Annotated in this window: 9 protein-coding genes and 2 pseudogenes; 4 read left to right on the forward strand and 7 right to left on the reverse strand. The window is 73.1% G+C overall.

The genetic code is table 11. The features are described 5' to 3' along the window. Positions 1 to 595: 595 nt before the first annotated feature. A complete protein-coding gene (locus GQS09_RS06715) occupies positions 596 to 949 on the forward strand; it encodes a hypothetical protein (protein WP_165985066.1) in 354 nt (117 codons plus the stop codon). A gap of 75 nt (positions 950 to 1,024) precedes the next feature. On the opposite strand, the gene GQS09_RS06720 is transcribed toward GQS09_RS06715, so the two are convergent. Continuing rightward, complete coding sequence (locus GQS09_RS06720; protein WP_165985067.1) at positions 1,025 to 1,165, reverse strand: hypothetical protein; 141 nt, start codon at positions 1,163 to 1,165, stop codon at positions 1,025 to 1,027. Between the two features lie 27 nt (positions 1,166 to 1,192). Here GQS09_RS06720 and GQS09_RS29165 point away from each other — a divergent pair. Continuing rightward, positions 1,193 to 1,809, forward strand: a pseudogene (locus tag GQS09_RS29165) (DDE-type integrase/transposase/recombinase); the annotation flags it as partial. Continuing rightward, the gene (locus tag GQS09_RS06730) at positions 1,733 to 2,014 is read left to right on the forward strand and encodes a transposase (RefSeq protein ID WP_399552432.1); all 282 of its coding nucleotides are present in this window, start codon (positions 1,733 to 1,735) and stop codon (positions 2,012 to 2,014) included. The pseudogene GQS09_RS29165 and the gene GQS09_RS06730, both read left to right, overlap by 77 nt. A 247-nt stretch (positions 2,015 to 2,261) precedes the next feature. Here the strand turns inward: GQS09_RS06730 and recX are convergent. From recX to GQS09_RS06760, 6 genes and pseudogenes are all read right to left on the reverse strand, one after another. Next, positions 2,262 to 2,768: pseudogene (gene recX, locus GQS09_RS06735) on the reverse strand (recombination regulator RecX); the annotation flags it as partial. A 51-nt stretch (positions 2,769 to 2,819) separates the two neighbouring features. Then, positions 2,820 to 3,950, reverse strand: coding sequence for a recombinase RecA (gene recA, locus GQS09_RS06740; RefSeq protein ID WP_165985075.1), 1,131 nt, complete (start codon positions 3,948 to 3,950; stop codon positions 2,820 to 2,822). Between the two features lie 226 nt (positions 3,951 to 4,176). Further along, positions 4,177 to 4,371, reverse strand: coding sequence for a DUF3046 domain-containing protein (locus GQS09_RS06745; RefSeq protein WP_165985069.1), 195 nt, complete (start codon positions 4,369 to 4,371; stop codon positions 4,177 to 4,179). 32 nt (positions 4,372 to 4,403) lie between these two features. Further along, a complete protein-coding gene (locus tag GQS09_RS06750) occupies positions 4,404 to 4,724 on the reverse strand; it encodes an AzlD domain-containing protein (protein ID WP_165985076.1) in 321 nt (106 codons plus the stop codon). Positions 4,725 to 4,729: 5 nt separating this feature from the next. After that, on the reverse strand, positions 4,730 to 5,488 hold the full coding sequence (locus tag GQS09_RS06755) for an AzlC family ABC transporter permease (protein WP_165985070.1): 759 nt from the start codon (positions 5,486 to 5,488) through the stop codon (positions 4,730 to 4,732). 136 nt (positions 5,489 to 5,624) lie between these two features. Next, entirely contained in the window at positions 5,625 to 6,503 is an 879-nt protein-coding gene (locus tag GQS09_RS06760) for an AraC family transcriptional regulator (RefSeq protein ID WP_165985071.1), read from the reverse strand. 48 nt (positions 6,504 to 6,551) lie between these two features. Between GQS09_RS06760 and GQS09_RS06765 the strand changes: the two genes are divergently transcribed. After that, a partial coding sequence (locus GQS09_RS06765) for a DEAD/DEAH box helicase (RefSeq protein ID WP_243761168.1) occupies positions 6,552 to 10,852 on the forward strand: 4,301 nt, incomplete at its 3' end.

A 10,852-nucleotide genomic window follows, 5' to 3' on the forward strand; every position in this document is an offset into this window, starting at 1 on the left:
CGCGAAGCTCAAGCAACCCTCAGAAAGCCCTTGTCGCACTTGCCATTTCCCAACAGGAGTGGAAGTGTTCTAGTTGCACGGAGGACATGAAAAAGCTCTCCGCGCACACAAGGATGAAGGGTGGCATTCAAGCCGATGTCGCACTTCTGTCACCCTGGTCATGACGCCCTTGCGCGTTTACCGCTGAGAGTAGATAGGTGAAGAAACTTGCTCAAGAGTACTCGCGCTCGACGCTCCGTTACGTCAGCGCTGGGAGTGCTAATGGCCGGCATCTTCTCGTTGGGTGCCACGACGACAGCATCAGCTTCCCAAGTTGGCGCCATGGCACATCCCACCGGTTGCAGTTACGACGTCTGGGGGAGTTGGGGGACCCAAGCCTCGTGCTCTAGCCACAACGGTGGCTCTTACCGAGCAGTTGCCATATGCAAGCACCCGGAAACGAACCAGTTCAAGTGGTTCTACGGCACATGGAAGCAATTCGGAGTCTCCACTGCGTACTGCGAGGGAGCATATCGAGCGAGTTCTGCGGGTGTCGAAACTTCTTCCAGCAAGAAGGCCTGAGAACGACCAGAGCGATCGAGATGGGAGCAGCTCAATGAAGAAGATGAGTGCAGCGCTCTTCACTACCGCAGTGGTGGCAGTCCTCGGATTCCCAGGCACGGCCACCGCAGCTGAGCCCAGCACAGAGACACAGCAGAACTTCGGCGATATTTCCATCATGGCCCATCCGACCGGCTGTACCTACGGCAAGTACACCAACGGCTCCTCTGCCGAGTGCAAGCAGAGTAACGGTGGAAGCTACAAGGCAGTCGTCAGGTGCCGCACGAGTGACAACACCATCATAACTCGTGAGCCGGAACTCTGGAGGACAAGCGGAATCTCCTACGTCTTCTGCCCGCCGATGACCTTTTATGAGAGCTCGGGCATCAAGACAAAGTCTACCAGTTGACCTGGGGCTGTTGTTGTGGGTCCGTCAGCTCACTGGCGGGCCCTTTTCACTTTCTCGAGAGATGTTTGTAGGCCATTACTGACCCTGAGCTCGTGATGGGGCCATGGTGTTGATCAGGCCGAACTTGGCGAGGCAGCCGTCGAGCAGGTGCGGCCGGTACTGGATCTCCTCGGGTTCACGCTTCAGAACGCGGACGAGCTGATCAAGACTTGGCACGAGCATTCATCCCGTCCCTTCCTCTGCCGGCAGCACGGCGAGGCGGGCATGGGCGACCGCTCCAGCCCTCCGCATGCCAGCCGCGCACCGAGCGGCGGATCATCAAGGTGCGGATTCTGCGCCGCTGGGGACCTGCACGGATCGCGGGCCTGCTGCGCCTGGTGCCCTCCACCGTGCACCGGGTACTGACTCGCTACGGCCTGGCCCGTCTCGCGCACCTGGACCGGGCCACCGGCCGCGTCATACGCCGCTACGAACGCGCCAGGCCCGGCGAGCTGGTGCACGTGGACATCAAATAGCTCGGCAACATCCCCGACGGCGGCGGCCACAAGGTCCTCGGCCGCCAGGCGGGCGCAGGACGCGTTCCGGCGCCGGCTACAGCTATGTGCACACCGCCGTCGACGGCCACTCCCGCCTGGCCTACAGCGCGATCCTCACCGACGAGAAGAAGAAGGCCGCCGGCGCCTTCTGGGGGCGAGCGCAGGTGTTCTTCGCCTCCTGCGGGAGCACCGTCGAGCGGGTGCGGACCGACAGCCAGCTCCTGCTACAAGTCCCGTCTGTGGCGCAATGCCCTGGCCGCGGCCGGGATCACCCACAAACGCACCCGCGCCTACCGGCCGCAGACTCCATCTCGCCTGCGACGGTCGTGGCCGGCCCCTGGCCGTCGTCATCACGCCCGCCGGCAACGTCAACGATTTCACCGTCTTCGACGACGTCATGGACGCCTTGAGGGTGCTCCGAACGGGCGCCGGACGGCCCCGCCGCAGGCCCGACGCGGTCATTGCGGACAAGGCGTACTCCCCCGGGCGATCCGCCAGTCCCTGCGGCGCAGGGGCATCCGGGCGGTGATCCCGGAGCGGGCGGATCAGAAGGCCAACCGTGTGCGGCGCGGACAGGCCGCCGGCCTTCGACCCCGACCTCTGGCCTGGTGCCATTCATGCCATACCGGATCCGCCTCGACGTCTTCAGCGATCACATAGATCGAAAGACCCGTCATCCTCCGGTCGCCGGTGATCGCTACCCGCTTCACGTTCCCGACCACACGACCATGATCAACGATCAGCAGCTGATGCCTCACCGCCTACCGTGCAAGAGCTCAACAGTAAGGGTCGAGGAACTCCGGGTCCTCGCCTTCGGCTTCCAGGGCTTCGCGGACCACGCGGAGGGCCAGGCCCTCTGGGTAACCCTTGCGGGCCAGCATGCCCGCCAGCCGCCGGATCCGTTTGTCACGCTCCAGGCCACGGGTGGCGCGAAGCTTGCGTGCCACCAGCTCCCGGGCCGTCTCGGCCTCACGCTCGCTGCCCAGTTTGGAGACCGCGTCGTCGATCAGCACGCTGTCCACCCCCCGGGTGCGCAGCTCGCGGGCGAGCGCCCGCCGGGCCAGCCCTCGGCCGTGGTGGCGGGACTCCACCCAGGCGTCGGCGAAGGCCGCGTCGTCGATCAGCCCGGCTTCCTCGAAGCGGTCCAGGACCGCTACCGCGGCGTCCTCCGGGATGTCCCGTTTGCGCAGGGCCTCGGCGAGCTGCCCCCGCGTGCGCGGTGAGCCCGTGAGCAGGCGCAGGCAGATCGCCCGGGCGCGTTCCACCGGATCGGCCGGAGCTCCGGGCGGACCCGACCGTTCCGCTTCGTCCCGTGATCGCGGCCGGTGCACGGCCTAGCTCTTGGCCGCCGCGGCCTTGGCGGCCCGGGTGGTCCTGGCCGCCGGTGCCGCCGCCGCAGGGGCGGGAGCGGGCACGGCGGCCGCCGTCTCACTGCCGGCGGCGTCCGTGCCGGGCTCGGGTGCCTGGGTCCGCGGGCCGATGCCCAGCTTCTCCTTGATCTTCTTCTCGATCTCGTTGGCGAGGTCGGGGTTGTCGCGCAGGAAGTTGCGGGCGTTCTCCTTGCCCTGGCCGAGCTGGTCGCCCTCGTAGGTGTACCAGGCGCCGGACTTGCGGATGAAGCCGTGCTCCACGCCCATGTCGATCAGGCCGCCCTCACGGCTGATGCCCACGCCGTAGAGGATGTCGAACTCGGCCTGCTTGAAGGGGGGCGCGACCTTGTTCTTCACGACCTTGACCCGGGTGCGGTTGCCCACCGCCTCGGTGCCGTCCTTGAGGGTCTCGATGCGGCGGACGTCCAGCCGCACCGAGGCGTAGAACTTCAGCGCCCGCCCGCCGGTGGTCGTCTCCGGGGAGCCGAACATCACGCCGACCTTCTCCCGGAGCTGGTTGATGAAGATCGCCGTGGTCTTGGCCTGGCTGAGCGCGCCGGTGATCTTCCGCAGCGCCTGGCTCATCAGCCGGGCCTGGAGACCCACGTGCGAATCGCCCATCTCGCCCTCGATCTCGGCCCGCGGCACCAGGGCGGCGACCGAGTCGATCACGATCAGGTCCAGCGCACCGGACCGGATCAGCATGTCGGTGATCTCCAGCGCCTGCTCGCCGTTGTCCGGCTGGGAGAGGATGAGCTGATCCACATCGACCCCGAGCTTCTTGGCGTACTCCGGGTCCATCGCGTGCTCGGCGTCCACGAAGGCGACCGTGCCGCCGTTCTTCTGGGCGCTGGCCACGGCGTGCAGGGCGAGGGTCGTCTTGCCGCTGCTCTCCGGGCCGTAGATCTCCACCACCCGGCCCCGGGGCAGACCGCCGACGCCGAGCGCGATGTCGAGCGCGGTCGAACCGGTGGTGATGACCTCGACCGGCTCCTGGGACCGCTCGCCCATGCGCATCACAGCGCCCTTGCCGAACTGTCGCTCAATCTGTGCGAGGGCGGCGTCCAGCGCCTTCTCGCGGTCCGTACCTGCCATGGGTGCCACCGTCTTCTGGTTCGATCGCTTCACGTCAATGACGCTAGCGCCTGCCACTGACAATCGGGTCCGGGGCGGCCTCCGGCAGCCGCCGCCCCTCCATATGAATGGATGTTCGATTTTCGTGTCAAGCGACTCGCCGGGCCTGTGGAAAACCGCAAACCCGCAGCTCAGAGCGGTATGCGAGGGGTAAATCAGCAGGTCGTGGCCGGTGCCGTCGCCCCGTTCAGCGCAGCCGGGCCGGGACGTCCATCGCCCGGCACACCGCCCGCCACACGTCCTTGGCCTCCCAGCCCGCCTCCAGCGCCTCGTACACCGTGCGCCCGCCCAGCTCGGACATCACATGGTCCCGCGCGAAGGAGTCCGCGTAGGCCTCGCCGAAATGCTCCCGCATCCGTTCCCAGAAGTCCGTCAGCCGCATGTTCCCAGTATCCCCCCGACGTCCCGAGCGGCTCAGCCGCCCAGCGCCCGCACCCCCGCCGTGACCGCCACCGCCACGCCCACCACCAGCAGGAACGGCGCCCGCAGCAGCACCGCCGCGCCGGCCGCGGCCAGCCCGGCCACCCGGGCGTCCAGCACCGGCGAACCGTCCCCGCCGTCCGCGGTCTGGATCGCGGTCAGGGCCGCCAGCAGCGCCACCGGGAGCAGCGCGGCCAGCCGCCGCACCAGCGGGCGCTCCAGCGCCCCGGCCGGCACCGACAGCCCCAGCAGCTTGACCAGGTAGCAGCCCACCGCGGTCAGCCCGATGGCCAGCCACACGGCGGCCGGGTCCATCGCGGTCACCGGGTCACCTCCCGGTCGTCGAAGCGGCCGTGCACGAACAGCACGGCGGGTGCCGCCAGCGCGGCGACCAGCACCGGCACCCCGGCCGGCAGCAGCGGCAGGGTGACCAGCGCCAGCAGCGCCGCGAGCACCGCCGTGGCCCGCTCCACCGCGGTCTTGAGCATCGGCACGACCAGGGCCAGGAACACGGCGGGCCCGGCCGCGTCCAGGCCCCAGACCGCGGGGTCGCCCAGGCCGGAGGCGCCCAGCGCGCCCAGCAGGGTGGTGAGGTTCCACAGCAGGTAGAGGGTGAGGCCGGTGACGGCGAAGCCGAGGCGCGCCGCCCGCCGGTCCGGCTGCGCGAAGGACACGGCGGCGGTCTCGTCGATCACCCACTGCGCGGCCAGCGGCCGCAGCCAGCGCGGCGGCCGGATCAGGGCGGACAGGCGCAGGCCGTAGAAGCAGTTCCGCACCCCGAGGAAGAACGCCCCGGCCGCGGCGGTGAACGGATTGCCGCCCGCGGCCAGCGCGCCGACCAGCGCGAACTGCGAGGCGCCGGTGAACACCAGCAGGCTGAGCGCGCAGGTCTGGGCCACGCTCAGACCCGCCGCGGCGGCGGTGGCGCCGAAGGCGAAGCCGGAGACGCCCACCGCGACGCCGACCCCGAGGGCGTCGCGCACCGCGCCGCGCGCGGTGTCCGGCTCCGCGGCCGGGGCGGGTGCCGGGGCCGGACCGGCGGCCGCACCGGGGGATGAGGGGTTGACCCGATCGTTCACCCCGGCAGCCTAAGCGGACCCCCGGTCCTCCCGTCTTGTACGTTCTTGCACCTCAGGGGCGGCCCCTGCCGGGCGGTCGCCCGGCAGGGGCCGGCGGTCCGCCGCCGGGACCGGCCCTCCCGCCGGTCCGGCCCGGTCAGTGGGCGTGGGCCCGCCGGTAGGCGGCGGGCGGGACACCGACGATGCGGGTGAAGTGGCGGGTCAGATGCGACTGGTCGGTGAAGCCGGCCGCCGCCGCGGCCTCGGCCGGCCGGGCCCCGGCCGCCAGCAGCGCCCGGGCCCGCCGCACCCGGCGGTCGGTCAGCCAGGCGTGCGGCGGCATCCCGTACCGCTGCCGGAAGGCCCGCAGCAGCGCGAACGTGCCGGTGCCCAGCTCCGCGGCGAGTTCTTCCAGCGTGGGCGGCGCGGTCATCCGCTCCTCCAGCAGCAGCCGCGCCCGCTCCGCGTTCCGCGCGCCCGCGCCGCGCGGCACCCGCTCCGGCAGCGGTCCGCCGTGGTCGCGCAGCAGCCGGGCCAGCACCACCCGCAGCAGGGTGTCCGCGGCCAGCGGATCGTCCTGCTCGGCGGCCCGGTGCACCTCGGTGATCAGCCGCCCGGCCTCCGGGTCGTGCACCAGCACCCGGCGGAAGCCGACGGTGCCGCGGTCCCGCCCCGTGTCCCCGCTCTCCGCGGCCACCTCGGCCACCAGCTCCGCCGAGGGGTAGAGGGTGGCGTACGCCCAGCCGTCCGGCCGCCCGGCCCGGGCGGTGTGCGGCACCTCCGGGTTGATCATCACCACGCTGCCGGGTCCGGCGCATTCCGTGCCGCCCGGCAGCCCGACCGCCTCCACGCCCGCGGTCACCGCGCCCAGCACATAGCCGCCGTGGGTGTGCCGGGGGAATTCGTGCCCCACGTAGCGTGCGCGCAGCAGTTCCAGGCCCGGCAGCCGGGCATAGCGCCAGTGCCGCGCCCATTCGCCGCCGCCGGCCGGGCCGGCGCTCCCGGCGCTCCCGGCGCTTCCAGGGGCCACTCTCATGCGGCCCATTGTGCGGTGCTGTCAGCGGCGGGGTGCACCATGGGTCGCATGACGGACGGCCCGGCCTCGGCCCTGGAAGCGTTCTCCCCGGCCACGCGCGCGTGGTTCACCGGGGCGTTCCGCGCGCCCACCGCCGCCCAGGAGGGCGCCTGGCGGGCCATCGCCGCGGAGTCGGACGTGCTGGTGGTGGCGCCCACCGGCTCCGGCAAGACGCTGGCCGCCTTCCTCGCCTCCCTGGACCGGCTGGCGGCCGTGCCGCCGCCCGCCGATCCGCTGCGCCGCTGCCGGGTGCTGTACGTCTCCCCGCTGAAGGCGCTCGCCGTGGACGTGCAGCGCAACCTCCGCTCGCCGCTCACCGGCATCCGCCAGGAGGCGGTCCGGCTCGGTCTTCCCGAGCCGGAGGTCACGGTGGGCGTCCGCTCCGGGGACACCCCGGCCGCCGAGCGCCGCTCGCTGGCCCGCCGCCCGCCGGACATCCTGATCACCACCCCGGAGTCGCTGTTCCTGATGCTGACCTCCGCCGCCCGGGACGCCCTCGCCGGCGTGGAGACGGTCATCCTGGACGAGGTGCACGCGGTGGCCGGCACCAAGCGCGGCGCCCATCTGGCGCTCTCCCTGGAGCGGCTGGACGGGCTGCTGCCCCGCCCGGCCCGCCGCATCGGCCTGTCCGCCACGGTCCGCCCGGTGGACGAGGTGGCCCGCTTCCTCTCCCCGCAGCGCGGCGCCACGATCGTCCAGCCGCCGGCCGAGAAGGAGTGGCGGCTGTCGGTGGTGGTCCCGGTGCAGGACATGGGCGAGCTCGGCGCCTCCCGGGTGCCGGACGCCCCGCTCTCCCCCGGCGGCCCGGCCCGCGCGGGCGGCCCGGGCGCGTCCGGGGAGCGCCCCTCCATCTGGCCCTCGGTGGAGGAGCGGATCGTCGACCTGATCCAGGCGCACCGCTCCACCATCGTCTTCGCCAACTCCCGCCGTCTGGCCGAGCGGCTGTGCAACCGGCTGAACGAGATCGCCCACGAGCGCGCCACCGGCGAGACCCTGCCGGAGGCGCACGGCCCGGCCGAGCTGATGGGCGGCTCCGGCGCGGGCAGCAGCGCTCCGCCCGTCCTGGCCCGGGCACACCACGGCTCCGTCTCCAAGGAGCAGCGCTCCCAGGTGGAGGAGGATCTCAAGGCCGGCCGGCTGCCCGCGGTGGTGGCCACCTCCAGCCTGGAGCTGGGCATCGACATGGGGGCGGTGGATCTGGTGGTGCAGGTGGAGTCGCCGCCCTCGGTGGCCTCCGGTCTCCAGCGGGTGGGCCGGGCCGGGCACCAGGTGGGCGCGGTCTCCACCGGTGTGGTGTTCCCCAAGTACCGGGGCGATCTGGTGCAGTCCGCGGTGGTCACCGAGCGGATGCGGCAGGGCGCCATCGAGGCGCTGAAGGTCCCGGCCAATCCGCTGGACGTGCTGGCCCAGCAGGTCGTGGCGATGACCGCCATGGACACCTGGGACGTGGACGAGCTGCTGGCCGTGGTGCGCCGTGCGGCGCCGTTCTCCGCGCTGCCGGAGTCCGCCTATCACGCGGTGCTGGACATGCTGGCCGGCCGCTATCCGTCGGACGCCTTCGCCGAGCTGCGCCCCCGCCTGGTGTGGGACCGGGTGGCGAACACGGTGCGCGGCCGTCCGGGGGCGCAGCGGCTGGCGGTCACCTCCGGCGGCACCATCCCGGACCGCGGGCTGTTCGGGGTCTTCCTGGCCGGGGCCGATCCGAAGAAGGGCGGCGGCCGGGTCGGCGAGCTGGACGAGGAGATGGTCTACGAGTCCCGGGTCGGCGATGTGTTCACGCTGGGCACCACCTCCTGGCGGATCGAGGACATCACCCGGGACCGGGTGCTGGTGTCGCCGGCGCCCGGGGTGCCCGCCCGGCTGCCGTTCTGGAAGGGCGACCAGCTGGGCCGGCCGCTGGAGCTGGGCCGGGCGCTCGGCGGGTTCCTGCGCGAGCTCGGCGGGCTGGACGCGCCGGCCGCCCGGGAGCGTCTGGCCTCCGCCGGGCTGGACGCCTGGGCGGTGGACAACGTCCTGGCCTATCTGGCCGAGCAGCGGGAGATCGCCGGCCATGTGCCGGACGACCGCACCATCGTGGTCGAGCGCTTCCGGGACGAGCTGGGCGACTGGCGCATCGTGGTGCACTCGCCGTTCGGCGCGCAGGTGCACGCCCCGTGGGCGCTGGCGCTGGGCGCCCGGCTGGCCGAGCGGCACGGGCTGGACGCCCAGGTGCTGCACGCCGACGACGGCATTGTGCTGCGGCTTCCCGACGCCGATCTGCTCGGCCTGGACGGCTTCGCGGACGGGGAATTCGACGGCACCGACGGCACCGACGGCACCGACGGCACCGCCGGAACCGCCGGTCTCCCCGGGTCCCCGGCCCCGNCCGGAACCGCCGGTCTCCCCGGGTCCCCGGCCCCGGGGGGTGCCCCCGTGCCGGACACCGCGCGGGACGCCTCCTACGACGACGCCCAGGCCCCGGTGGGCGCCTCCGACGTGCTGTTCGCGCACGACGAGGTGGAGCAGGTGGTCACCGACCAGGTGGGCGGCTCGGCGCTGTTCGCGGCGCGGTTCCGGGAGTGCGCGGCGCGGGCGCTGCTGCTGCCCCGGCGCAGCCCGGGCAGGCGCACCCCGCTGTGGCAGCAGCGGCAGCGGGCGCACCAGCTGCTCTCGGTGGCGGGCGAGTTCGGCTCCTTCCCGATCGTGCTGGAGGCGGTGCGCGAATGTCTGCAGGACGTCTTCGACGTCCCCGGCCTGCGCGAGCTGATGCGGGACATCGAGTCGCGGCGGGTGCGGGTGGTGGAGGTCACCACCCGGGAGCCCTCGCCGTTCGCCCGTTCCCTCCTCTTCGGCTATGTCGCCCAGTACCTGTACGAGGGGGACAGCCCGCTGGCCGAGCGGCGGGCGGCGGCGCTGTCGCTGGATTCCCGGCTGCTCTCCGAGCTGCTGGGCCAGGCCGAGCTGCGCGAGCTGCTGGATCCCGAGGTGCTGCACGAGCTGGAGCGGGAGCTCCAGTGGCGGACCGAGGAGCGGCGGGTGCGGGATGTGGAGGGGGTGGCCGATCTGCTGCGGCTGCTGGGGCCGCAGACCGAGGAGGAGCTGGCCGGGCGCGGCGCCGCTCCGGAGTGGGCGCGGGAGCTGGGCCGGGCGCGGCGGGCGATCCCGGTGCGGTTCGCCGGGCGGGAGCACTGGGCGGCCGTCGAGGACGCCGGGCGGCTGCGGGACGCCCTGGGTGCGGCGCTGCCGATCGGGGTGCCGGAGGCGTTCACCGAGCCGGTGAAGGATCCGCTGGGTGATCTGCTGGCCCGCTATGCGCGCACCCACGGGCCGTTCACCTCGGCGCAGGCCGCGGCGCGGTTCGGCCTGGGGGTGGCGGTGGTGGACGGCGCGCTGCGCCGGATGGCCGCGGAGAACCGCATGGTGCAGGGGCGCTTCCGGCCGGTGCCGGCCACGGCCCCGAAGGCCGGGGAGCCGGATCACGAGTGGTGCGACCCGGGGGTGCTGCGCAGGCTGCGGCGGCGTTCGCTGGCCGCGCTGCGGCAGGAGCTGGAGCCGGTGGCGCCGCAGGCGCTGGCCGAGTTCCTGCCCCAGTGGCAGCACGTCCCGGCGTGGACCGCCGAGCCGGAGCCCGGCCGGGCCGGCGCCTCCCCGGCCGGTGCCCGCTCCTCCGGGGGCGGGCTGCGCGGGCCGGACGGCCTGGTCCGGGTGATCGAGCAGCTCCAGGGGGCGCCGGTGCCCGCCTCGGCGCTGGAGAAGCTGGTGCTGCCGGCCCGGGTGCAGGGCTACGCGCCGGCCATGCTGGACGAGCTGACCGCCTCCGGCGAGGTGGTGTGGGCGGGTGCGGGCGCGCTGCCCGGGAAGGACGGCTGGCTGTCGCTGTACCCGGCCGACACCGCGCCGCTGCTGCTGCCCCCGCCCCGGCCGCTGGAGCTGTCGCCCGTGCACCGCGCGGTCCAGGAGGTGCTCTCGGGCGGCTACGGCCTGTTCTTCCGCCAGCTCGCCGACCAGGTCCGGGCCCGCCTGGCCGCTTCGCCGCCCGCCCCGGGGCCGGAGGGCTCCGGGGCGGGCGGGCGGGAGCGCTCGCCCGTGAACGGTGTCCGCCCGGCGGGCCCCCGCACCGGCGGCTCCGCACCCGGCGGGACGGCCGCGGGCGCCTTCGTGGGGGGCGAGGCGGGGGATGCGGTGATCTCGGATGCGGTGTGGGATCTGGTGTGGGCGGGGCTGGTGACCAACGACACCCTGGGACCGCTGCGGGCCCTCCTCGGCTCGGGGCGCACCGCCGGGTCCACCGCGCACCGGGCGCGGCGGGCCGCGCCGCGCGGCCGGTACGG

The organism is Streptomyces sp. YIM 98790 (assembly GCF_011421595.1).
Taxonomy (GTDB): domain Bacteria; phylum Actinomycetota; class Actinomycetes; order Streptomycetales; family Streptomycetaceae; genus Streptomyces.